A 23,129-nucleotide genomic window follows, 5' to 3' on the forward strand; every position below is an offset into this window, starting at 1 on the left:
CAGCTATTGAGAACGCCGCAGGGGGCAACAGCCATGACGACAGGTCGGCTCGGGCAGCAAGCCGCGCCGCCGAACGCGGCCTACGCCGGGCAGGTCGTGCACTTCCCGGATCCGGTCCGGGCCGCTCGCCACACCGGAGGTGTACGGGTCGACGCGCACGGCTATCCCGACTTCTCGGCGTACGCGCGTGCCGCCGCGGAGATCGCCGAACCCCCGGAGGGTTTCGGCGTCGACGAACTGCGGCTGACGGACTACGTGTCCGCGAACGCGGCGCTCGCCGCGACCGGACACGAACTGTGGGACACGATCCCGCCCGTGGCCACGCCGCACGGCTGGACGTGGCATCACGTGGCCGGTACCCGGCGACTGGAGCTCGTCCCCGTCGAGGTGAAGGCGCTGCTGCGGCACCACGGTGGCATCGCGACCACGACCGTCGACCACACCAAGCGCGGGACGCGGCCGTTGCAGGAGACGCGGCCCGCGCACTTCGGACTGCCGAAGTCCTCGGTCGCGGTGACGGAGCAGCAGGTGCTGGCGGTCGAGGAGGACCTCGGGTACCGGCTGCCGGGCGCCTACCGTTCCTTCCTGAAGGCGGCGGGCGGCTGCGCGCCGATGGGCGCCGTGCTCGACGCGGAACTCGGACTCCTGCTCGACCAGCCCTTCTTCACGGTGCGCGAAGAGGCCGCGGTAAACGACCTCGTCTACATCAACAAGTGCCTGCGCGATCATCTGACCAAGGACTACCTGTGCGTCGGGTTCGTGCAGGGCGGCCTGCTCGCCGTCAAGGTGAAGGGCGACGCGGTCGGCTCGGTCTGGTTCTGCGCCTACGACGACGCCCGCGACCAGGACGCGTGGCCGCCGCCCGAGCGGGTGCAGCGGCTGCTGCTGTCCTGCGGCGCCGACTTCGACCAGTTCCTGTCCCGGCTCGCGGGCAATCCGCCGGAGCTGGAGACGGTGGCGAACCTGATGGTGGACGGCGGCTTCGCGCACGCCGTTCCCGTCTCTTCCGTGTCTTCGGTGGGGGAGTGAACGTCCGATGGTGACCTTCGCGCAGGCGCAGGAGCGCGCGGAAGAGTGGATCAACGGCGATGTGCCCGGCTACCAGCACCGTGAGGTGCGGGTGCGGGAGTTCGAACTCGGCTTCGTCGTCTGGGCGGAGGACCGGGCCGACGGTCCGCGCTCGGACGGCGGCGCGCAGCGGCTCGTCATCGCGCGGGACAGCGGCGAGGCGACACTGTGGCCCGGACTCCCGGTCGGCGAGGTGATCCGCCGCTACGAGGAGGAGTACGGGGCACCGGACGGGACCCCGGAACCGGCGCCGGCGCCTTCGGCCCGTGTCGACCTCAACCAGACGTCGTTCCTGCTGAGTCCCCCGGAGTGGCTGCAGGAGGCCGCGGACAAGCTGGGGATCCCGGACCGGCGTCCGGGGGCGTCCGGAGGTTCCGGCTCCGACGGGGCGGGATCACGTCCGGCTGCCGCCGCCGCGGCATCGGGCCCGGGGCAGGGCCCGGCTTCCACGGGCGGTGGTCCGGCCGCTCCGACGCCGGGTGAGCCGCAGGACGCGGTGCCGCACGGAGGGCCCTTCGGAGCCGGACCGCGCACCGCACCCGGTCTTCCCGGTGTCTCTGGTGTCTCTGGTGTCTCCGGCGGAGCCACGCCGTGGCCCGCCGCCGCGGGTGACGAGCCCGACGCGGGTCCGCGGGACGCCGGGGGACCGCCGCGGGTGCCCGCGTCGGCGACACCGTGGGCGGGGACGGACACCAACGCCGACGCGGGCGAGGACCGTTCCGTACCGCTGCCGGCGACGGTGTTCGCACCGCCGCTGACCGATGTCGACGACACCGGCACGCCGCCGCCCGGGGCGATCGCGGACGCCAAGACGGCCCTGATCTCCGGCGGCAGCCAGCTTCCGCGCACGGCGGTCGCCCCCGCGCTCGACGACCCCGCGCCGGCCCCGCCGCCGTACGGCTACCCGCAGGGTCCGCCGGTGCCCGGCACACCCCCTCCGGGTGCGCCGGCCGCCTACGGGTTCCCGCAGGGGCCCGGTGGTGCCCCGCACACCCCGCCGCCTCCGCCGCCCGGCGCCTCCGCTCCCGGCGGTCCGCAGGGCGCGCCTCCCGCGGGCGCGCCCGGGTACGGCTACCCGCAGGGGCCCGGCGGCGCGCCGAACTCCCCGCAGCCGCCCGCCGGTCCGGGTGCTCCGGCGGCGCCTCCCCGGCCGCTGCCTCCGAACGCCGGTGACATCGCCGACGCCGCGACCAGCAAGGCACAGCCGCCGCGGGGCGCGCGGGGCGGTGGCCCGACCGCGCCGCCTCCGCCGAGCGCCCCGGGCGCGCCGGGCGCACGGCCGGGCAGCGCGCCCGCGCCGTCCGGACCCGGCGCCCCGGGCACCCCGGCGGGCGGGTACGTGCCCACCCAACTCGTCTCCCAGCTGGGTCCGGGCGGTCCCGGGGGCCCGGCGGCACCGGGAGTCCCCGGCCCGCCCGGAGCGCCTGCCGCGCCCGGCACTCCCGGTGCGCCCCGGTCGTCGGGTGCGCCCGGCGGTCCGCAGTCTCCGGGCGGTACCCCTCCGGGTGAGGTCCCGCATGTCGCGACGATGCTGGCGGGTCCGCCCGTCGGTGTCCCCGGCGCGCCCCAGCCCCCTGGTGCCCCCGGTGCTCCCGCGGCCCCGGGCGGTCAGCCCCCCGGCGTCCACCACGCCGCGACGATGCTGGCGGGCCCGCAGTCCGGCGGCCCCGGCGCACCGCCGCCCCCGCAGGCGCCCGGCGTGCCGCAGGGCGCACCGCAGCCGATGCCTGGTCAGCCGATGCCCGGTCAGCCGATGCCGGGTCAGCCCATGCCTGGTCAGCCCATGCCGGGTCAGCCGATGGGCGGCCCGGTCCCGGGTCAGCCGATGCCTCCCGGCCAACCCATGCCTCCCGGTCAGCAGCCGCCGGCGTACGGGTACCCGCCGACCGCTCAGCCGACCGTCGGCCCCGGTTACCAGGCCGTGCTGCGCTACCGCGCGCAGGACGGCTCGGAGCAGCAGCTGATCCGGCGTTCGGCTCCGGGCACCCCGCACCCGGAGTGGCAGATGCTGCACGAACTGCGGGCGATGAACGTGCCGCCGCAGCAAGTGCTGGAGCTGCACACCGAGTTGGAGTCCTGTGAGCTGCCGGGCGCGTACTGCGCGCGGATGATCCGGGAGACCTGGCCGCAGGCACGGATCACGAGCATCGCCCCGTACGGTACGGACCACGCGAGCCGTCAGCAGGGCATGCGCGAACTGCTCGCGCATCAGGGTGAGTTGCATCAGGTGGCGGACGGCCCGGCGCGACCGGCGCCGGTGCGGGCGCCGATCCCGCCGGTGCAGCCCGCGGCGCCGGTTCCGCCGGAGGCGATCGGGCACGAGCTGGCGGCGGCGTTCGGACCGGGCGTGTTCCGGTTCGACCAGGTCGCGGTCTCCCGTCAGGGCGTGCCGAACGTCGTGGCGCACACCCTGGTGGTGGCCGGACTCCCGGTCGACATGGGCCCGTTCTTCTGGGCGCAGGCGCAGCCGGGCCGTCCGGTGCCGACGCTCGCCGAGCTGGCACAGGAACGGGGGGTGCATCCGGCGCCGGACGCGGGTTCGTACCTGGTCATGGGCAGCGACTTCGGCAAGGCGATCTGTGTCCAGTACGGCACGGCGAACATCGTGGCCGTGCCGGTGGAGGCGGGTCCGGGCGGTGCCCCGGTGCCGCCGCAGTTCGTGAACACGGGTCTGCCCGAGTTCGCGCGCTGCCTGGCGCTGCTCGGCCGGATGTGGCGGCTGCGGTTCGGGCTCAACCAGGAGCAGGCCGGCCGCTGGACCGTCGACTTCCAGGCCCAGCTGGCCTCTCTCGATCCGGCGGCGCTCGGCTCGCCGGAGAGCTGGTGGTCGGTCCTGCTGGAACAGATGTGGGACGGCCTGCTGTGACCTCCCGCTGAGCGTCGCGGCCTCCGCGCGGAACACCACTCATGGGTTGGACCCGGTTCACATGACCGGGTCCAGCCCATTTTTTACTTCCCTCGACCGGAACGGGTGGGCGGAGTGTCGCGTTATGAACACTTACGCCTCATCCATCAGGATATGCGCCACATGATGTCGACGAATCATGTCGCAGGGCGCACATTCGGAGAGGGGTTCAGGGATGAGCAGCGCATCGGTGTCGCCGCACGGCTTCCCGGCTGTACGGGGGCGCGGTTACCGTCCCGAGCAGGTCGACACGTACGCCACCGCCCTCTCGCGGGACCGCGACGCCGCCTGGGAGCGGGCCGCCCGGCTGACCGTCCTGGCCAAGGAGATGGACGGGGACGCGCGGCGGCTGCGCGAGGCCGTGACACGGCTCGCCCCGCAGACGTACGAGACGCTCGGCGAACGCGCCCGCCGGCTCTTCGAACTCGGCGAGGAGGAGGCCACGGCCGTGCGCGAGAGCGCGCGCGGCGATGCCCGGCACGCCGTCGACGAGGCCGAGGCGGCGGGGCGGCGGGTCCGCGACGCCGCCCAGGAGCACGCCGACGGGGTGCGCGCCGAGGCCGAGGAACACGTCCGGCAGCGGCTGCTCGCCGCCCGCGCCGAGGCCGACGACGCACGGATCTCCGCCCGCCGGGAGATCAAGGAGAGCCGCGGGGAGGCGCTGGCCGCGCTGCGCGAGGTGCGCCGGCGTACGGAGGCGCTCCTCGTCGAGCACGAGAAGGAGCACGCCGGGCGCCGGGAGGAGGCCGAGCGCGTGGCCGCCGAGCGGGTGGCCGCGTTCGAGGCGCACCACGAACGGCGGGTGGCCCGCGCCGAGGCCGCCCTCGCCGAGGCCCGGAGCGCCTACGCCCTTGCCGAGGAGACGGCGCGGCACGGACAGGAGGACGCGGCGGCGCGGGCCGCCGAACTGATCGCCGAGGCGCGGGTGCGGGAGGAACGGATCGTCCGGGAGACCGAGCGGGTGCTGCGCGAGCACGGCGAGCGGTGGGACGACGTACGGGCGCACATGGACCACGTACGGTCGAGCCTCATGACCCTGACGGGCCGGGCCCCGGTGGAGTGACCACAACGGCCCCCACCCGTCGCCCCACGGTCCGCCGGTGACCGACGGAACGGGGGGACCGGCGGGAGGACCGCTGCAGGCCCCGGCTCAGCGCGTGCCGCGGGAACCCGTACGGCCCGGTGACCGCACCGCTCCCGCCAGGATCCAGCCCTCCACCGCCTCGTACTGCCGGCGCTGCTCCTCCGACTTCCGGCGGCCCGAGACCACGGTCCCCAGCCAGCCGTACGCGAAGCCCAGGGGGATCGACACCAGCCCGGTCGTGGTGAACGGGAACCAGTTGAAGTCGGCCTCGGGGAACGCGGAGGTGGGCGAGCCGGAGACCAGGTTGGTGCCGGTCATCAGGACGAGGACCGTCAGCGAGCCCCCGATGAGGGTGCACAGCAGGCCCGTTCGGGTGTAGCGGCGCCAGAACAGCCCGTAGACCAGCGCGGGCGCCAGCGCCGAGGCACCCAGGCAGAACGAGAGCGTGATCAGCGGTTGCAGGCTGCGGTGCTGGACGAGGGTGGCCAGCAGGATCGCCGTCGCGCCGACCGCGAGGGCCGACAGCCGGGCGAGGAGCATCTCGCGGCGGGGGGACAGCTCGTCGTCGTGGCGCCGCCCCCGGAAGAGCCGGGCGTGCGCGAACACGTCGTGCGCCAGGGAGTTGGCGCAGGCCAGGATCATTCCGGCGACCGAGGCGAGCACGGTCAGGAAGATCGCCGTGGTGACGGTGGTGAACAGGAGCGTCTCGGACGTCGAGACGTCCGGCCCGAACGCGGCGCGCGAGCCCAGCAGATACGCCGTGTTGCCCTGCGGGTCGGCGCGCGCGATCACCCCGCGTCCGATCAGTGCCGTGGCCCCGAAGCCGACGACCGTGATGACCAGCACGAAGAGGGCCACGCACGGTACCGCCCAGGACAGCGAGCGGCGTACCTGACGGGCGCTGCCGGCGGTGTACATGCGCATGGTGACGTGCGGGAGGCAGGCGCCGCCCAGGACGACCGTCAGCTCCGAACTGATCATGTCGAGGCGGGGGCTGGGGCCGCCGGCGAACTGCAGGCCGGAGTGGAGGAACGCGGTGCCGACACCGCTGTGGTCGGCGGCCGCCCGGGAGAGCGCGCCCGGGTCCCAGTCGAAGCGGTTCAGGATGAGGAGGGCGACCACGGTGCCCGAGCCGAGCAGCATCACGATCTTCAGGATCTGGATGAGGGCCGTGCCCTTCATGCCCCCGATCGCCGCGTAGCCGATCATCAGCGTGCCGAGCCCGACGATGCAGCCGGTCTTCAGCGAATCGCCGGAGAATCCGAGGATGAACGCCAGCAGGTCGCCGGTGCCGGCCAGTTGGACCAGCATCAGCGGCAGCAGGGCGACGATGGTCGCGGCGCACGCGGTGATCCGTACGGCACGGCCGGGCATCCGCCGCGCGAGCGCGTCGCCCATGGTGAACCGGCCCGCGTTGCGCAGCGGTTCGGCCAGCAGGAACATCAGCAGCATCAGGGAGAGCGCCGTGCTCAGCGCGAGCACGACCCCGTCGTACCCGGCGAGCGCGATGACCCCGCCCGTGCCGAGCACGGTCGCCGCCGAGATGTAGTCCCCGGCGATGGCGAGGCCGTTGCGCATCGGCGACAGCGACCCGTACCCCGTGTAGAACTCGTCGAGGTCGTCACGGTCCGGCCCGGTCATCACGCACAGCAGCAACGTGACCGTGGTGACCGCGGTGAACGCCACCAGTGACATGGCCTGCGCGGAACTGCTGAACCCGATTCCGCCCCTCTCGATCGCCCCGGTCACCGAGCCGCCTCCCGCTTCGCGTCCAGCTCGCTCTGCTTGCGGATCCGGTCCGCCACCGGGTCGACACCCCGGCGTGCCGTGTACTCGTACACGCCGATCGCCAGGCAGGTCACGGGCACCTGCAGCAGCCCGAGCAGCAGCCCGGTCGGCAGTCCGCCGGACACCGTGCTCGTCATCAGGCCCGGCGCGAACGCCGACAGGAGGAGGAAGAGGGTGAAGTACCCGAGCGCCGTGAGCGTGGCCACCCGCCGCTGCCGGCGATAGGCGCCGCGCAGCAGCCGGATGTCGCTGTGCTGCCCCAGCGCGTGATGCCGCGGCCGCCGCCTTCTCGGGGGCTCGGGAGGCTGCGGCTGCCAGGGGTAGGTGGCGTACGCGGGGGAGTGCGGGACGGGTTCGTCCTGGAACTCCGGACCGCCCTGGAACTCCGGGTACGGAGACGGGGACTGCTGCGGATACGAAGGCGGATACGAAGGCGGATACGAGGGCGGATACGGGGGCTGTCGGTGTGGTCGGTGCGGCGTCTGGTGCTCGGGGGACGAGAACGCGTCTGGCATCCCGGTTCTCCTTGCGTGGCTCGGGCCCGGTGCGGACCGCAGGGAGCAGGGGGTGGGCGAGGCACGTTACTCGCAGGTAGCCCCCGTGGGCGCGGGTTTCGCCGAACTGATCGGTCGGTATGCGCTTACTTCGCTGACCTGGGGTGTTGTCCAGGTACACCCCTGTGGCGGAAGTGTGAAGAGGTAGGAGAGTGGTGTCTGAGGTGGGGGGTGTTCGCAACCGTGTGCCTCACCCGCGTACCCCGCCGGCAGACTCCCTTCCCACCGGAACCCGCACCCGGCGGGAGCGGCGACGTCCTCAGTCCGCGGGGTTGTCGAGGACCGGGAAGCGCCGCGGTGCCACGAACAGCAGCACCAGGAAGGCGAGCACGGCGGCGCACGCGGCGCCGAGGTACACGGCGTGGACCGCGTCGGCGACAGCGTGCCGCAACCGCTCGCCCGGCGCGCCCGAGGCCAGCGCCCGCGTCACCGCGTCCAGGTCCCCGGCCCCGCCGAGCCGCGCGGCCAGCACCCCGTTGGCGATCGCCCCGAACAGGGTCGCGCCGACGGTCTGGCCGGTCTGACGGCAGAAGAGGACGGACGCGGTGGTCGTGCCGCGTTCGGCCCAGCCGACGGTCGACTGGACCCCGATGATCAGGGGGAGCTGGAAGAGTCCCAGGGCGCCTCCCAGCAGCAGCATCAGCAGGGCCGGCTGCCAGGGCGCGCCCGGGTAGGGGAGGAACGGGAAGGCCAGCAGGAGCAGGGCCGCCGCGCCGATGCCGGTCATCGCGGTGTTGCGGAAACCGATCCGCCGGTACACGTGCTGGCTGAGCGCCGCGGACACCGGCCAGCTCAACGTCCATACGGACAGCACGAATCCGGCGGTGACCGGGGCCAGCCCGAGGACCGCCTGCGCGTACGTGGGCAGGAACACCGTGGGGGCGACCATGAGCAGCCCGAGCGCGCCCAGCGCCAGGTTCACCGCGGCGATCGTGCGGCGCCGCCACACCCAGCCGGGGATGATCGGCTCGGCCGCCCGGTGCTCGATCACCACGACCGCCCCGATCAGCGCGAGCCCCGTACCGAACAGGCAGAGCGAGGGGGCCGACAGCCAGTCCCAGGCCACCCCGCCCTGCACCAGCGCGGTCAGCAGGACACCGCCGCAGGCGAAGACTGCGAGCGCGCCCGCCCAGTCGATGCGCGCACGGCCCCCGGACTCCCGTACCGGCTCGTGCAGATGACGGACGATCAGCCACAGCGCGAGCGCGCCGATCGGCAGGTTGATGAGGAAGATCCAGCGCCAGTCCGCGTACGCGGCGAGCACGCCGCCGAGACCCGGGCCCGCGACCGCCGAGGTCGCCCACACCGTGGAAAGCCTGGCCTGGATCTTCGGGCGCTCCTTGAGCGGGTAGAGGTCGGCGGCGAGCGTCTGCACCGTGCCCTGGAGCGCGCCGCCGCCCAGGCCCTGGACGACGCGGAAGACGATGAGCGCGGCCATGTTCCAGGCGGTGGCGCAGAGCAGGGAGCCGAGGAGGAAGGCGACGGCGCCCGTGATCAGCACCGGCTTGCGGCCGAAGGTGTCCGACAGCTTGCCGTACACCGGCAGCGTGACCGTCACCGCGAGCAGATAGCCGGAGAACAGCCAGGAGAAGACCGAGAAGCCGCCGAGGTCCCCGACGATCTGCGGTACGGCGGTCGACACCATGGTGGAGTCCAGCGCGGCGAGCGCCATGGAGAGCATGAGCGCCGCGACGACCGCGCCCCTGCGGCCGGAGGGAGCCCCCGGACGTACGGCCCCCGCGGTGCGTGTCTCGGTGTCCCCCTGGTCCACGGGATTCCTTTCCCCCTGCATCCATCCGCCTCGGGCCACCCTCTCACTCGACCCTCACGTCGCGGCAGGGTGGAAGCTGACGGCGCCCGAGGGCGGAGCCGACCCCGAGAAGGACTCCACCGGAGCGTGGACAGCCCCTAGGGGTACCTCCGTACTACGGCTCGGGGAGGGTTCGTACCGCCGGAGGAGGAGACGAGGCGGTGCGCGTCCTTAACCTGGCTTTACGCCGCTGACGAGCGGCCGGGACGCGGTCGGGCCGTACGGAGGTCGTACGGACCGCACTCCCGGGGGTGGGGTTTTCCCCAGCAAAAGACTGCGCTGGGCACCAGCGCGCCGCAGCACCCCCCGCCGCCAGACTTACCGACGTAGCCAAGAGCACCGCATCCGCCCAGGAACACCGCATCCGCGGACCGACCGGCTCACCCGCCGACCGATATAGGAGACTTACCGTGACATCGGCTGTAACCATTCCCAGGCACGGGGGCACTGGAGGGCGTACGGCCGTTGCCGCGCGAGCGCGGCAGGTCGTGAAGGCGTACGGGTCCGGAGAGACCCGTGTCGTCGCCCTGGACCACATCGACGTGGACATAGCGCGGGGGCGCTTCACCGCGATCATGGGCCCCTCGGGGTCCGGCAAGTCCACGCTGATGCACTGCCTCGCCGGGCTCGACACCGTGACGAGCGGACAGATCCACCTCGACGAGACCGAGATCACCGGCCTCAAGGACAAGAAGCTCACGCAACTGCGCCGGGACCGGATCGGCTTCATCTTCCAGGCGTTCAACCTGCTGCCGACGCTGAACGCGCTGGAGAACATCACGCTCCCGATGGACATCGCGGGCCGCAAGCCGGACAAGGCATGGCTGAGCCAGGTCGTCGAGACCGTCGGGCTCTCCGACCGCCTCAAGCACCGGCCGACCCAGCTCTCCGGCGGCCAGCAGCAGCGCGTCGCGGTGGCGAGGGCGCTCGCCGCCCGGCCCGAGATCATCTTCGGCGACGAACCGACCGGGAACCTCGACTCCCGGGCCGGCGCCGAGGTACTGGGCTTCCTGCGCCGCTCCGTGGACTCGCTCGGCCAGACCATCGTGATGGTCACGCACGACCCGGTGGCCGCGTCGTACGCGGACCGCGTCCTGTACCTCGCGGACGGCAGGATCGTCGACGAGATGCACCAGCCGACGGCCGACCAGGTGCTCGACCGCATGAAGGACTTCGACGCCCGGGGGCGTACGTCATGACCGTCCTGAAGACCTCGATGCGCAACTTCTTCGCGCACAAGGGGCGGATGGCCCTCTCCGCCGTCGCGGTCCTGCTGTCCGTCGCCTTCGTCTGCGGCACGCTGGTGTTCACCGACACCATGAACACGACGTTCGACAAGCTGTTCGCCGCGACCTCGTCCGACGTGACGGTGTCGCCGAAGGCCGCCAAGAGCGACGGCACCCCGCAGAACGGCAGGCCGGAGTCGCTGCCCGCCTCCGTGCTGACCCGGACCGAGAAGGCCGACGGCGTCAAGTACGCCGAAGGCGCGGTCAGTTCGATGAACGTGACCGTCGTCGACAGCGCCAACAAGAACATGGGCTCCAGCAACGGCGCCCCGACCATCGCGGGCAACTGGACGCGCAACGACCTGCGTTCGATGGAGATCACCACCGGTCGCGCCCCGCGCGGGCCGACCGAGGCGATGGTCGACGCCGACACCGTCAAGAAGCACCACCTCAAGCTCGGCGACGAACTGCGCACCATCGCCGTCACCGGTGACTTCAAGGCCCGGATCGTCGGGATCGCCACCTTCAAGGTGACCAACCCCGGTGCCGCCATCGTGTACTTCGACACCGCCACCGCCCAGCGCGAACTGCTCGGTGCCACCGGCCGGTTCACCCAGATAAACGTCTCCGCCGCGAACGGCGTCACCGACGCGCAGCTCAAGCGGAACGTCACCGCCACGCTCGGCGCCGACACCACAGCGAAGACGTCCTACAAGGTGCAGACGCAGAAGGAGACCGCGGACGAGAACCGCTCCGGTGTCGGCTCCTTCATGAACGTCATCAAGTACGCCATGCTCGGCTTCGCCGGCATCGCCTTCCTGGTCGGCATCTTCCTGATCATCAACACCTTCTCGATGCTGGTCGCCCAGCGCACCCGCGAGATCGGCCTGATGCGGGCGATCGGCTCCTCCCGCAAGCAGGTCAACCGTTCCGTGCTCATCGAGGCGACCCTGCTCGGTGTGTTCGGCTCCGTCCTCGGCGTCGGCGCGGGCGTCGGCCTCGCGGTCGGCCTGATGAAGCTCATGTCGGCGGCGGGCATGGACCTGTCGACCCGTGATCTGACCGTGAAGGCGACCACACCGGCCATCGGACTCCTCCTCGGTGTCGTCGTCACCGTCCTCGCCGCCTACCTGCCCGCCCGCCGGGCCGGCAAGGTCTCCCCGATGGCCGCGCTCCGCGACGCCGGGACCCCCGCGGACGGCAGGGCCGGTCTCGTCCGCGGCATCATCGGCCTGGTCCTCACCGGCGCCGGAGCCTTCGCGCTCTACACGGCGGCCGGCGCGGACAAGGCGAGCGACGGTTCGCTGGTGCTGGGCGCCGGTGTCGTCCTGACCCTGATCGGGTTCGTCATCATCGGCCCGCTGCTCGCCGGCGGTGTGGTCCGGGTCATCAGCGCGGTGCTGCTGCGCTTCTTCGGCCCGGTCGGCCGGATGGCGGAGCGCAACGCCCTGCGCAACCCGCGCCGTACCGGCGCCACCGGCGCGGCCCTCATGATCGGCCTCGCGCTGGTCGCCTGCCTCTCCGTGGTCGGCTCCTCCATGGTGGCCTCCGCGACCGACGAACTCGACAGGACCGTCGGGACCGACTTCATCATCCAGGGCAACCAGCGGGTCGTCCCGCAGGCGGCCAAGGCCATCGAGTCCACGCCCGGTCTGTCGCACGTCACGCACTACCGGGACATCGAGGCCGAGCTCATCGCCCCCGACGGGTCCTCGGACAGCGACGGTGTCACCGCCGCCGACCCCACCTACGCGCAGGACCTGCACCGCAAGACGACGGCCGGTGAACTGACCGCCGCCTACGGCAAGGACTCCATGTCCGTCGGCTCCGACTTCGCCACCGGGCACCACGTCAAGGTCGGGGACACCCTGACCGTCGCCTTCAAGGGCGGCAGCACGGCGAAGCTCAAGGTCGCCGCGATCACCGACGACGACGTGGCCATCGACCAGGGCGCGCGCTACCTCAGCACCGAGACCATGCGGAAGTACCTCCCGGCCGACCGGATCCCGCCGGACCAGATCATGTTCGCCACCGCCAAGGACGGCCAGGAGAAGACCGCGTACGCGGCCCTCAAGAAGTCGCTGGCCGGCTACCCGCAGTACGAGGTCCGTGACCAGACCGACTACAAGCAGGAACTGAAGGACCAGATCGGTCAGCTCCTGAACATGGTCTACGGCCTGCTCGCCCTCGCGATCGTCGTGGCGGTCCTCGGAGTGGTCAACACGCTGGCCCTGTCGGTGGTGGAGCGGACGCGCGAGATCGGCCTGATGCGGGCCATCGGTCTCTCCCGCCGCCAGCTGCGCCGCATGATCCGCCTGGAGTCGGTCGTCATCGCCCTCTTCGGAGCCCTGCTGGGCCTCGGCCTGGGCATGGCCTGGGGAGCGACGGCCCAGAAGCTGCTGGCCCTGGAGGGCCTGAAGGTTCTGGAGATCCCCTGGGGCACCATCATCGCGGTCTTCATCGGCTCGGCGTTCGTGGGCCTGTTCGCCGCCCTGATCCCGGCGTTCCGGGCGGGTCGGATGAACGTACTGAACGCGATCGCGACCGACTGACGACCGACCTCATGGCCGCCGCGCACGGGGGTCGCGGGGGAAGGGGCCCGGCCGGGGAGGTGATCACCTCCCCGGCCGGGCCCGTCGCGCTGCCGGGTGCCCGGCGTGGGCGTTGTCCACAGGCCCGGCGTGAGGGGGCGCGCCGTCGTAGGCTGGAGATCCCCGGCCCGGAGCGACGTGTCGGGCGGTTCGCGTTGCCCACTCTCCGGATGGAAGCCCTTCATGAGCCTGCACGGTCTGCTCGACGCCGTCGTCAAGGACGCCGCTCTCGCGGAAGCGGTGAAGGCCGCGACCGGCGAGGTCCGGATGCATGTCGACCTGGTGGGCCCGCCCGCCGCCCGCCCCTTCGCGGTGGCCGCGCTCGCCCGCGAGGCAGGCCGCACCGTACTGGCGGTCACGGCCACGGGACGGGAGGCCGAGGACCTGGCCGCGGCGCTGAGGTCGCTGCTGCCCGCCGACACGGTCGCGGAGTACCCCTCGTGGGAGACGCTTCCCCACGAGCGGCTCTCCCCCCGCTCCGACACCGTCGGCCGCCGCCTCGCCGTCCTGCGGCGCCTCGCCCACCCGCGCCCCGACGACCCCGAGACCGGCCCGGTCTCCGTCGTCGTCGCCCCCATCCGCTCCGTGCTCCAACCGCAGGTGAAGGGCCTCGGCGACCTGGAGCCCGTGGCACTGCGCACCGGCCAGAGCGCCGACCTCGGCGGCATCGTCGAAGCGCTCGCGGCAGCCGCGTACGCCCGGGTGGAACTGGTCGAGAAGCGTGGCGAGTTCGCGGTCCGCGGCGGCATCCTCGACGTCTTCCCGCCCACTGAGGAACACCCGCTCCGGGTGGAGTTCTGGGGTGACGACGTCGAGGAGATCCGTTACTTCAAGGTCGCCGACCAGCGCTCCCTGGAGGTCGCCGAGCACGGACTGTGGGCACCGCCGTGCCGCGAGCTGCTGCTCACCGACGACGTACGGCAGCGGGCCGCCCGGCTCGCCGAGGACCACCCCGAGCTGGGGGAACTGCTCGGCAAGATCGCCGAGGGCATCGCCGTGGAGGGCATGGAGTCACTGGCTCCGGTCCTGGTCGACGACATGGAGCTGCTGCTCGACGTGCTGCCCAAGGGCTCCATGGCCGTCGTGTGCGACCCGGAGCGGGTACGGACCAGGGCCGCGGACCTGGTGGCGACCTCGCAGGAGTTCCTGCAGGCGTCCTGGGCGGCGACCGCCGGCGGCGGCGAGGCCCCCATCGACGTGGACGCGGCCTCCCTGTGGTCCATCGCGGACGTCCGGGACCGGGCGCGCGAGCTGGACATGATGTGGTGGTCGGTGTCGCCGTTCGCGGCCGACGAGTCGTTCACCGAGGGCACCGGCGCGGGCGCCGCGGACACCCTCAAACTCGGTATGCACGCCCCCGAGACCTACCGCGGCGACACCGCCCGCGCGCTCGCCGACACCAAGGGCTGGCTCGCCGAGGGCTGGCGCACGGTGTACGTCACCGAGGCGCACGGCCCCGCCGCCCGTACCGTCGAGGTGCTCGGCGGCGAGGGCATCGCGGCCCGCCTCGAAACCGACCTGGCGGGCATCGCGCCGTCCGTCGTGCACGTCTCCTGCGGCTCGATCGACTACGGCTTCGTGGACCCCACGCTCAAGCTCGCCGTCCTCACGGAGACCGATCTCTCCGGCCAGAAGGCGGCCGGCAAGGACGGCGCGCGCATGCCCGCCCGTCGCCGCAAGACCATCGACCCGCTGACCCTCGAAGCCGGCGACTACATCGTGCACGAGCAGCACGGTGTCGGCCGGTACATCGAGATGGTCCAGCGGACCGTGCAGGGCGCGACCCGCGAGTACCTGGTCGTGGAGTACGCGCCGGCCAAGCGAGGCCAGCCCGGCGACCGCCTCTACATCCCGACCGACCAGCTGGAGCAGATCACCAAGTACGTCGGCGGCGAGGCGCCGACCATGCACCGCCTCGGCGGCGCCGACTGGACGAAGACCAAGGCCCGCGCCAAGAAGGCGGTCAAGGAGATCGCCGCGGACCTGATCAAGCTGTACAGCGCGCGCATGGCGGCCCCGGGACACGCCTTCGGCGCCGACACGCCCTGGCAGCGCGAGCTGGAGGACGCCTTCCCGTACGCGGAGACCCCCGACCAGCTCACGACCATCGCCGAGGTCAAGGAGGACATGGAGAAGACGGTCCCGATGGACCGCCTGATCTGCGGCGACGTGGGATACGGCAAGACGGAGATCGCCGTCCGCGCGGCGTTCAAGGCGGTGCAGGACGGCAAACAGGTCGCCGTGCTCGTACCGACGACGCTTCTCGTGCAGCAGCACTTCGGCACCTTCGGCGAGCGCTACTCCCAGTTCCCCGTCAACGTCCGGGCACTGTCGCGCTTCCAGACGGACACGGAGGCGAAGGCGGTCCTGGAGGGTCTGCGCGAGGGCTCGGTGGACGTCGTCATCGGCACCCACCGCCTGTTCTCCGCGGAGACGAAGTTCAAGGACCTGGGCCTGGTCATCGTCGACGAGGAGCAGCGCTTCGGCGTCGAGCACAAGGAGCAGCTGAAGAAGCTGCGCGCCAACGTCGACGTTCTGACGATGTCCGCGACCCCGATCCCGCGCACCCTGGAGATGGCGGTCACGGGCATCCGCGAGATGTCCACGATCACCACCCCGCCGGAGGAGCGGCACCCGGTGCTGACCTTCGTCGGCCCCTACGAGGAGAAGCAGATCGGCGCCGCCATCCGGCGCGAACTGCTCCGCGAGGGCCAGGTCTTCTACATCCACAACCGCGTCGAGTCCATCGACCGCGCGGCCGCCCGGCTGCGGGAGATCGTCCCCGAGGCACGCATCGCGACGGCCCACGGCCAGATGTCGGAACAGTCCCTGGAACAGGTCGTCGTCGACTTCTGGGAGAAGAGGTTCGACGTGCTCGTCTCGACGACGATCGTCGAGTCCGGCATCGACATCTCCAACGCCAACACACTGATCGTGGAGCGCGGCGACAACTTCGGCCTCTCGCAGCTGCACCAGCTGCGCGGACGCGTCGGGCGAGGCCGGGAGCGCGGCTACGCGTACTTCCTCTACCCGCCGGAGAAGCCCCTCACCGAGACGGCGCACGAGCGGCTCGCGACCATCGCCCAGCACACCGAGATGGGCGCGGGCATGTACGTGGCGATGAAGGACCTGGAGATCCGCGGCGCCGGAAACCTGCTCGGCGGCGAGCAGTCCGGGCACATCGCGGGCGTCGGCTTCGACCTGTACGTACGCATGGTCGGCGAGGCGGTCGCCGACTACCGCGCACAGCTGGAGGGCGGTGTGGAGGAGGAGCCGCCGCTGGAGGTCAAGATCGAGCTGCCGGTCGACGCGCACGTCCCGCACGACTACGCGCCGGGCGAGCGGCTGCGCCTGCAGGCCTACCGCGCCATCGCCTCCGCCAACACGGAGGAGGACGTGAAGTCCGTGCGGGAGGAACTCGTCGACCGTTACGGCAAGTTGCCCGAACCGGTGGAGAACCTGCTGCTGGTCGCCGGGCTGCGGATGCTCGCGCGGGCGTGCGGGGTCGGCGAGGTCGTGCTCCAGGGCAACAACATCCGCTTCGCACCGGCGGAGTTGCGGGAGTCGCAGGAGCTGCGCCTGCAACGGCTGTACCCGGGCACGGTCATCAAGCCGGCCGCCCACCAGCTGCTGGTTCCCCGCCCGAAGACCGCGAAGGTGGGCGGGAAGCCGCTGGTCGGGCGGGAGTTGCTGGGGTGGACCGGGGAATTCCTGGCGACGATCCTGGGGTCGTAGAGGCGGGTTCCGGACGGGGCGGGTTGTCGGCGCCGCGTAGGGGACCGGTGGCGGCCGGCCCCTCGTGGTGGGGCCGGTGCCCCGGGCTCATGCCGGTGCTGGCGTGAACAGCGTTCCCGCCAGGGCGCGGAAGACCTCCTCGGGGTGCTGGCCGCGGACCGGGCCGTCGAGGTTGTGGCCGAGGAGCAGGGTCGCGAAGCCGTGGGCCAGGGACCGGGCGGCGACCTGGGCGAGGCCGGGGTCGGCGTCCGGTGCCGGGTGGCGACGGCCCGGCGCGGGCTGCCGGCCGTCAGGGCGCGGGCGGTGGTCAGCTCGACGTCGTTCGCCCGCAGCAGTTCCGGTGGAACATCACCTGGAAGGGCGCGGGGTGCTCGCGCGCGAACCTCACGTAGCGGACGCCCGCCTCCCGTAGGTCCGTGGCCTCGGCGAGCGAGGCGGCCGGAAGTCCGTGGCCCTCGGCGGCGATCGCCGTGAGCAGGCCCGTGCGGTCCTTGAAGTGGTGGGCCGGTGCCGCGTGCGAGACGCCCGCCCGGCGGGCCAGGTCGCGCAGGCCGAGCGCGGACGGGCCCTCGGCGGCGATGACGTCCAGGGCGGCGCTCAGGATGGCGCGCCGCAGATCGCCGTGGTGTACGGGCGGGGGCGAGGGAGCGGGGCATGGACCGTGCGTGCCGCGCGATATTCGGCGACCGGACGCACGCCCCGAACTCGCGGCGCCCGCAGCCCTGGTGCGCCGCGTCACCGAGGCCGCGAACACCGCGGGGTGTCCCCTGGCCGTCGCCAACGCGGAGCTGCCGTGGCCGAAGGCCCCGCACCTCCAGTTCCGGCACGCGGTGACGCGGGGCGAAGAAGAAGCCGTCCGCGGGAGTTTCCCGTCGCGGACGGCCTCGGTGTCACGGTCGGTCGATGGGGGCAACGGCCCAGCGAGGGGCTACCGCTGGTCGGGTCGGTCAGGACGACCGGGACGGTCACTCTCCAGACCCGTCGCGCCTTCGATCCGCTGCTGGGCGTCGTCGACCTGGCCGGTGTACTTGTTGCCGGTCTTCTCGTTGACGTCCCGTTCCGCGGTGTCGGACATGTCCTTGCCCTTGGACTTGGCGTGGTCCTTGAACCTGTCGAAGATGCCCATCCAGGAACTCCCTCCGGAGGTGGGTCACCTCCGACGATACGCCCGGCGTGCGCCTATTGCCCGTTGGAGGTCGGTATGGCCGTGGCATACCGGCCGCTACCGTGGGCAGCAGGGGAGATGCGCCCGCACGGGGCGGATCCGGGGAGGCAAGGGGAGGGGCGTCGTGGTGCGTCTGAGGGGTGGAGCGGCCATGGCCGCGCCCGCGGTGTTCACCGTGGGTGCCGAAAGCGGCGGCGGGGCGGAGTTCTCCAGGCTCATCCAGGGGGCGGTGCGTCATGCCCGCTGAGCGGCACATGAGGTACAGCGGCGGAGGACGGCGCGTCCTCCTGGCGTCCGCGGCGGTGGTGGCCGCCGGGATCGTGGTCGCCGGCTGCAAGGACATCGCTCCGCCCGCGGAAGGCGGACCCTCCGGCTCGGCCGTCCCGACCGCCGGCAACAGCCGGGCTGTGAACCCGCTGGACAATCCGGACGGCACGAAGCCGGGGATGGCGGTGATCGCTTCCACCGCGGACAGGGCGAAGGCGCGATCGCTGATCGGGAAAGTGGCGACGAAGGGGCGCGGGCCGAAGACGGGTTACAAGAGGGACGAGTTCGGCTACGCCTGGATGGACTCGGCTCCAGGCGGCATCCCCTTCGCCCACAACGGCTGCGACTCGCGGAACGATCTCCTGAAACGCGATGGTGAGAAGGCCCGCTTCCGGGCCGGCTCCGACTGCATCGTCACCTCCATGACGCTGCACGACCCGTACACCGGGAAGACGATCGAGTGGGCCAAGTCCCGCGCGACGACGGTCCAGATCGACCACGTCATGCCGTTGTCCTACGACTGGCAGATGGGTGCCTCGCACTGGACGAAGGGCAAGCGGGAGGACATCGCCAACGACCCGCTCAACCTGATCCCGGTGGACGGGCCGACCAACGGCGCGAAGAGCGACTCGGGGCCCGCGACCTGGCTGCCCCCGAACAAACAGATCCGCTGCTCCTACGTGGTGCGCTTCGCCCAGGTGTCACTGAAGTACGACCTTCCGGTGACGGCCGCGGACAAGCGGATGATGCTGCAGCAGTGCGGCGGCTGAGCAGGACGGAGGCGGCCGTCGGCCGCGTGGTCGGGTGCCTGGGCGGCTCCGTCCTCCTGACGGTGAACCCTGAATTCGAGGCGGGGGCCCCGGGCGAGGGAGGGGAGTTCGGCGCTCGATCGGTTCGACGGCCGCCCCTCGTCGGAACGGGGGCCCGGGTGTCAGCGTGTGACGGGGAGAAGTGACACGAACTGGTGTCCGTCCGCGCGGTGCTGGACGGGGAAGGTCACCTTGAGGTCCTGTTCCTGTTCCACGACGGACAGTCGGGTTATCAGGGTGAGGCCGAAGAGGCCCTTCTTCGTCGCGCCGACGGAGACATAGGGGCGGGGGAGGTTCATCAGGAGCTTGCCGGGCTTTCCGCCGTTGTTCCCGTCGAAGAACAACAGGCGCTGATCGGTCAGGGCGATGTACAGCGGGCGCGGTCTGACCGTGGCGATCACCGTTCCGGCGCTGAGCACTCCGACCACCGCCGCGGTGAGTGCCTGCCTGCGCACGGACACCGTGCCGACCGCCGCCAGCGTGGCGAGTTCGACCCGTTCCCCCTGGAGCAGCAAGGGGCCGGTGGCCTCCAGCAGTTGACGCCTGCGGCGCGAGTTGAGGGACACGGGGGCTCCTTGGTATTCGGAAGAGAAAGGGAAATGGAAAGGCTGCGCAAAGAGAGCGCAATGGAAGAGCAAAAGAACGCACGGCGATGCCGACGGGCGAGTGAGCGAGTGCGTGGGGGCGCGTTGTCGAACGGGGGATGCATTCGAGCGCGGCACGGCAGATTTGCCAGGCGGAGTATATAGCCGCCCGGGAACGTGCGCAGCCCTCGGATACCCCCTCGGATACGCCCGGAACCGGTGAGGCAAGGGCAGTCGCGCGTGGCGAACCGTCACCCGCCGAAGTCCCGTGAACGCAGCGGAATTACCACTCCGGGTATCCACTTGCCCTGTTGTCACAGGGCTCGCTTAAGATCCGCGCCATGTCACCCGATGCACCGCCCCTCCCACCCCCCGACTTCGAGCCGGCCTCGGCCTTTCCCGAGGCCGGCTGGCTGCGGCAGGCCGTCGTCGCGCGGGACTGGGCCGGGATCAGGCAGTACGTGGACGGGCTCCCGCGGGGAATCGACCGGTCCTTCCTCGTCGGTGTGGTCGCCGGCGTCCCCGGGGTGGAGCACCCGCTGCGCGACATGGTCGCCGCCGCCCCCGACGACGTACTGGCCCTGACGCTGCTCGGGACGCGTGAAGTGAGGCTGGGCTGGGAGGTCCGGACCAGCGCGCGTGCCGAGGACGTCAGCCGCGAGCAGTTCGCGGGGCTCCACGCGCACCTGCGGCAGGCCGAGCAGCTGCTCATCCGGGCCACCGCCCTCGACCCGGCCGACGACGCGGCCTGGACCTCGCGGCTGACCACCGCCAGGGGGCTCCAGCTCGGGCAGAACGAGGCGCGGCGCCGCTACGACCGGCTGGCCGCCCACCATCCGCACCACCACGGCGGACAGACCGGGCTGCTCCAGCAGTTGTGCCCCAAGTGGAGCGGAAGCTGGGAGGCGGCGCACGGCTTCGCCCGCGAGTGCCTGCTGAACGCGCCCGAAGGGACGCTCAGCGGCGGTCTGGTGGCGGAGGTGCATCTGGAGCGCTGGCTCGACCTGCCCGCCGGGCAGGAGCGGACGGCGTATCTGCGCCAGGCCCACGTCCACTCCGAACTCGTGGAGGCCGCCGAACGGTCGGTGCTGCACCCGCACCACCGGCCGGTGTACGGCTGGGTCACCGTGCACGGCAACTTCGCGGCACTCTTCTCCCTGATCGGGGACTACGCCCGCGCCGCCGCGCACTTCCGCGCCTTGGGCAACCTGGCCTCCGAGTACCCCTGGAGCTACCTCGGCAAGCCCGCGGAAGCGTACGTCCGACACCGTTCCGCCGCGCTCGCGAAAGGCTGAGCAGATGAGCCAGGCCATCCATCCCACCGAGGTCGACGGCATACCGACCCTCTTCGCGTACGCCACCGGGCCGATGCGTGCCGGACTGGTCTTCCGGGTCGGTGTCGCCGACGAGACGCTCGCCCGGTCCGGTGTCACCCACCTCCTGGAGCACCTGGCCCTGCACCGCCAGGGACTGGCCGACTACCACTTCAACGGCGCGACCAAGGGCGCGTTCACCCACTTCCACGCGGAGGGCGCCGAGCACGAGATCGTCGCCTACCTGGAGGGTGTGTGCGCCTCCCTGACCGACCTGCCCATGGAGCGGCTGGAGACCGAGAAGGAGATCCTGCGCACCGAGGAGGCGCGCCGGGAGCCCGGTCAACTGCCGTTGTGGCGCTACGGAGCGCAGGGGTACGGGCTGCTCAGCTACCCGGAGTGGGGCGTACGGGATCTGCGGCCGGAAGACCTGCGGCACTGGGCGCAGACCTGGTTCACCCGGGACAACGCCGTGCTGTGGATCGCGGGGGAACGCCTGCCGGCCGGGCTCTCGCTCAAGCTGCCCGCCGGTCACCGCCGTCCGATGCCCGCCGTCACGTCGGCCCTGCCCACGGCACCCGCCTACTTCTCCGACGGCAAGGGCGGTGTCCTGCTGGACAGCGTGGTCGGCGACAGCACCGCCGCCCGGCTGTACGCGGGCGTACTGGAAAGGGAGTTGTCCCGGTCCCTGCGGCAGGAGGGCGGCTACTCCTACACGGCCGCCACCGACTACACGTCACGACGGGACGGCTTCGCGGTCGTCACCGCCTTCGCGGACGCGCTGCCCGCGAAGCAGGACGCGGTGCTCGGCGGCTTCGTGGACGTCCTCGCGGCACTCCAGGCGGGCCGGATCGCGCAGGGCGACCTGGACGCCGTACGGGCCCGCGCCGACGCGACGCTGACCGCGCACGACGCGGCGGTACGGCGGCTGCCCGGCGCGGCGGAGGACCTCCTCGCCCACCGGGCGCCGCGCGGGTTCGACGAACTGCGGTCCGAGCTGTGGGCGATCACCCCGCGGCACCTGTACGGAGTGGCGCTGGAGGCCGCCGGGACCGCCCTGTTGCAGGCGCCCGCGGGCCACAGCGCCGACTGGGCCGGGTACGCGCAGGCGCCGACCGGCTCGTCGTACGCCGTCACGGGGACCACGTTCGCCCCTCCGCGGAGAGGTGGTCCTTCGCTGATCGTCGGGAGCGAGGGCGTCAGCGTGACGGCGGGGGACCGGACGGCCACCGTGCTCTACCGCGCGTGCGCGGCGGTACTGAACTGGCCCGACGGCGGTCGCAGACTCATCGGCCACGACGGTCTGTCCGTGGACCTGGAGCCCGGCCTCAACGGCATCGACGCGCACACGATGGCGACCGTCGACGCCGCCGTTCACCCCAGCGCGGTGGTCCGGCTGCCGCCCCGGCAGCGGCAGGCACGACCGGATGCGGGCGGGGGCGAGGGGACCGGTTCACCGGCGAAGGCGGGGCCGGCCCGGCGTACCGGCGGCCAGACCGCGCTGCTCGTCGTCTTCGGTCTCCTCGCGGGACTGTGGTCCCTGCCGGCGCTCGCCTACACCGTCTTCGGCTTCTCGGACCCGGAGACCGGCATCGGTGAATGGGCGGTGATCGTCGTGTTCCTCTGGGGCGTCGGCGCACTGCTGGCCTGGCCCGCCGTACGGGTCCTGCGGGGCACCCGGCGCGGCTGAGGCGACGGGCCGACGGGCGGGCCCGACCGGCGGCCGGGCGACCGGCGCCGCTCGACCGCCGCCGCCCGCCCCGTGCCGGTCGTCTAGCGCAGGTACGGGTTGCCCTGCACCGGGCCGCCCTGCCCGTGGGCCTGCCCCTGCGCCGGGCCCTGTACGGGTCCTTGCGTCCGGCCAGGCACCGGACCCGGCATCTGGCCCGGCACCGGACCCCGGCCGACCGCGCCGTACTTCGGCTGCCGTTTGTCGAACACCGCGAACATCAGCATGCCCACCGCCATGCCGATGCTGACCAGTGCGACCACGCCGAGGATGGGATCACCCGAGTCGCTCTGGTCGGTGATCGCCCACGGCAGCGTCACCAGTTCGTACAGCAGGAACGAGGCGAAGGCACCCCAGTCCGAGCCCCGGCCGCGGCGGATCGCCACGTACAGGAACGGCACCCAGATCAGCAGACCCAGCGACCCCACGGCCAGCACCGACCACGCGATCCGCTGGATCCAGCCGGCCTCCAGGCGTTTGTCCAAGCTCACCGTCAAGCCC

The 23,129-nt window shown here is 72.2% G+C and carries 15 protein-coding genes and 2 pseudogenes; 10 read left to right on the top strand and 7 right to left on the bottom strand.

Annotated elements, in window-relative coordinates; all coding sequences use genetic code 11:
- The first annotated feature begins 33 nt into the window (after positions 1-33).
- From ACFVTC_RS22760 to ACFVTC_RS22770, 3 genes are all read left to right on the top strand, one after another.
- Positions 34-1,029: an SMI1/KNR4 family protein gene (locus ACFVTC_RS22760; protein ID WP_390129746.1), complete on the top strand. Its 996-nt coding sequence runs from the start codon at positions 34-36 to the stop codon at positions 1,027-1,029.
- Positions 1,030-1,036: 7 nt separating this feature from the next.
- Positions 1,037-3,934, top strand: coding sequence for an SUKH-4 family immunity protein (locus ACFVTC_RS22765; protein ID WP_390129747.1), 2,898 nt, complete (start codon positions 1,037-1,039; stop codon positions 3,932-3,934).
- A 214-nt stretch (positions 3,935-4,148) separates the two neighbouring features.
- Positions 4,149-5,036 carry a cellulose-binding protein gene (locus tag ACFVTC_RS22770; protein WP_390129749.1) on the top strand — a complete coding sequence of 296 codons (888 nt, stop codon included), beginning with the start codon at positions 4,149-4,151 and terminating at the stop codon, positions 5,034-5,036.
- An 87-nt stretch (positions 5,037-5,123) separates the two neighbouring features.
- Here the strand turns inward: ACFVTC_RS22770 and ACFVTC_RS22775 are convergent, their stop codons facing one another.
- From ACFVTC_RS22775 to ACFVTC_RS22785, 3 genes are all read right to left on the bottom strand, one after another.
- Complete coding sequence (locus ACFVTC_RS22775; protein ID WP_390129803.1) at positions 5,124-6,752, bottom strand: cation acetate symporter; 1,629 nt, start codon at positions 6,750-6,752, stop codon at positions 5,124-5,126.
- 50 nt (positions 6,753-6,802) lie between these two features.
- Positions 6,803-7,360 (bottom strand): DUF485 domain-containing protein, encoded by a 558-nt coding sequence (locus ACFVTC_RS22780; protein ID WP_390129751.1) that lies wholly within the window; start codon positions 7,358-7,360, stop codon positions 6,803-6,805.
- Positions 7,361-7,658: 298 nt separating this feature from the next.
- Positions 7,659-9,191 carry an MFS transporter gene (locus tag ACFVTC_RS22785; RefSeq protein WP_390129753.1) on the bottom strand — a complete coding sequence of 511 codons (1,533 nt, stop codon included), beginning with the start codon at positions 9,189-9,191 and terminating at the stop codon, positions 7,659-7,661.
- Between the two features lie 428 nt (positions 9,192-9,619).
- On the opposite strand from ACFVTC_RS22785, the gene ACFVTC_RS22790 reads away from it, so the two are divergent.
- The 3 genes from ACFVTC_RS22790 (at position 9,620) to mfd (ending at position 16,761) form a co-directional block, all read left to right on the top strand.
- Positions 9,620-10,408 carry an ABC transporter ATP-binding protein gene (locus ACFVTC_RS22790; RefSeq protein ID WP_168528507.1) on the top strand — a complete coding sequence of 263 codons (789 nt, stop codon included), beginning with the start codon at positions 9,620-9,622 and terminating at the stop codon, positions 10,406-10,408.
- Positions 10,405-12,987, top strand: coding sequence for an ABC transporter permease (locus ACFVTC_RS22795; protein WP_390129755.1), 2,583 nt, complete (start codon positions 10,405-10,407; stop codon positions 12,985-12,987). The genes ACFVTC_RS22790 and ACFVTC_RS22795 overlap by 4 nt, the downstream gene beginning before the upstream one ends.
- A gap of 222 nt (positions 12,988-13,209) precedes the next feature.
- Positions 13,210-16,761 carry a transcription-repair coupling factor gene (gene mfd, locus ACFVTC_RS22800; RefSeq protein WP_390129757.1) on the top strand — a complete coding sequence of 1,184 codons (3,552 nt, stop codon included), beginning with the start codon at positions 13,210-13,212 and terminating at the stop codon, positions 16,759-16,761.
- Positions 16,762-16,848: 87 nt separating this feature from the next.
- On the opposite strand, the pseudogene ACFVTC_RS22805 reads toward mfd, so the two are convergent.
- A pseudogene (locus ACFVTC_RS22805) lies at positions 16,849-17,365 on the bottom strand (TetR/AcrR family transcriptional regulator).
- Between ACFVTC_RS22805 and ACFVTC_RS22810 the strand changes: the two are divergent.
- A pseudogene (locus ACFVTC_RS22810) lies at positions 17,364-17,537 on the top strand (hypothetical protein); the annotation flags it as partial. The pseudogenes ACFVTC_RS22805 and ACFVTC_RS22810 overlap by 2 nt on opposite strands.
- Positions 17,538-17,689: 152 nt before the next feature.
- On the opposite strand, the gene ACFVTC_RS22815 reads toward ACFVTC_RS22810, so the two are convergent.
- Positions 17,690-17,887 (bottom strand): antitoxin, encoded by a 198-nt coding sequence (locus ACFVTC_RS22815; protein WP_390129760.1) that lies wholly within the window; start codon positions 17,885-17,887, stop codon positions 17,690-17,692.
- Between the two features lie 293 nt (positions 17,888-18,180).
- On the opposite strand from ACFVTC_RS22815, the gene ACFVTC_RS22820 reads away from it, so the two are divergent.
- Positions 18,181-18,963: an HNH endonuclease family protein gene (locus tag ACFVTC_RS22820; protein WP_390129805.1), complete on the top strand. Its 783-nt coding sequence runs from the start codon at positions 18,181-18,183 to the stop codon at positions 18,961-18,963.
- Between the two features lie 161 nt (positions 18,964-19,124).
- On the opposite strand, the gene ACFVTC_RS22825 is transcribed toward ACFVTC_RS22820, so the two are convergent.
- On the bottom strand, positions 19,125-19,568 hold the full coding sequence (locus ACFVTC_RS22825) for a hypothetical protein (protein ID WP_390129761.1): 444 nt from the start codon (positions 19,566-19,568) through the stop codon (positions 19,125-19,127).
- A gap of 359 nt (positions 19,569-19,927) precedes the next feature.
- On the opposite strand from ACFVTC_RS22825, the gene ACFVTC_RS22830 reads away from it, so the two are divergent.
- Together ACFVTC_RS22830 and ACFVTC_RS22835 are read left to right on the top strand one after the other, a co-directional pair.
- Positions 19,928-20,881 carry a hypothetical protein gene (locus ACFVTC_RS22830; RefSeq protein WP_390129763.1) on the top strand — a complete coding sequence of 318 codons (954 nt, stop codon included), beginning with the start codon at positions 19,928-19,930 and terminating at the stop codon, positions 20,879-20,881.
- Between the two features lie 4 nt (positions 20,882-20,885).
- Positions 20,886-22,589, top strand: a complete 1,704-nt coding sequence (locus ACFVTC_RS22835) for an insulinase family protein (protein WP_390129765.1) — start codon at positions 20,886-20,888, stop codon at positions 22,587-22,589.
- A gap of 83 nt (positions 22,590-22,672) precedes the next feature.
- Here ACFVTC_RS22835 and ACFVTC_RS22840 read toward each other — a convergent pair whose 3' ends face one another.
- On the bottom strand, positions 22,673-23,119 hold the full coding sequence (locus ACFVTC_RS22840; RefSeq protein WP_390129806.1) for a hypothetical protein: 447 nt from the start codon (positions 23,117-23,119) through the stop codon (positions 22,673-22,675).
- Positions 23,120-23,129 lie beyond the last annotated feature (10 nt).

The organism is Streptomyces sp. NPDC057950 (assembly GCF_042887295.1).
GTDB classification, from domain to species: domain Bacteria; phylum Actinomycetota; class Actinomycetes; order Streptomycetales; family Streptomycetaceae; genus Streptomyces; species Streptomyces kaempferi.

Excerpts from the sequence above, each read along its gene's own strand:
- ACFVTC_RS22760 (WP_390129746.1), top strand. The coding sequence starts at position 34 with ATGACGACAGGTCGGCTCGGGCAGCAAGCCGCGCCGCCGAACGCGGCC.
- ACFVTC_RS22765 (WP_390129747.1), top strand. The coding sequence starts at position 1,037 with ATGGTGACCTTCGCGCAGGCGCAGGAGCGCGCGGAAGAGTGGATCAAC.
- ACFVTC_RS22770 (WP_390129749.1), top strand. The coding sequence starts at position 4,149 with ATGAGCAGCGCATCGGTGTCGCCGCACGGCTTCCCGGCTGTACGGGGG.
- ACFVTC_RS22775 (WP_390129803.1), bottom strand. The coding sequence starts at position 6,752 with ATGTCACTGGTGGCGTTCACCGCGGTCACCACGGTCACGTTGCTGCTG.
- ACFVTC_RS22780 (WP_390129751.1), bottom strand. The coding sequence starts at position 7,360 with ATGCCAGACGCGTTCTCGTCCCCCGAGCACCAGACGCCGCACCGACCA.
- ACFVTC_RS22785 (WP_390129753.1), bottom strand. The coding sequence starts at position 9,191 with ATGCAGGGGGAAAGGAATCCCGTGGACCAGGGGGACACCGAGACACGC.
- ACFVTC_RS22795 (WP_390129755.1), top strand. The coding sequence starts at position 10,405 with ATGACCGTCCTGAAGACCTCGATGCGCAACTTCTTCGCGCACAAGGGG.
- mfd (WP_390129757.1), top strand. The coding sequence starts at position 13,210 with ATGAGCCTGCACGGTCTGCTCGACGCCGTCGTCAAGGACGCCGCTCTC.
- ACFVTC_RS22815 (WP_390129760.1), bottom strand. The coding sequence starts at position 17,887 with ATGGGCATCTTCGACAGGTTCAAGGACCACGCCAAGTCCAAGGGCAAG.
- ACFVTC_RS22820 (WP_390129805.1), top strand. The coding sequence starts at position 18,181 with ATGAGGTACAGCGGCGGAGGACGGCGCGTCCTCCTGGCGTCCGCGGCG.
- ACFVTC_RS22830 (WP_390129763.1), top strand. The coding sequence starts at position 19,928 with ATGTCACCCGATGCACCGCCCCTCCCACCCCCCGACTTCGAGCCGGCC.
- ACFVTC_RS22835 (WP_390129765.1), top strand. The coding sequence starts at position 20,886 with ATGAGCCAGGCCATCCATCCCACCGAGGTCGACGGCATACCGACCCTC.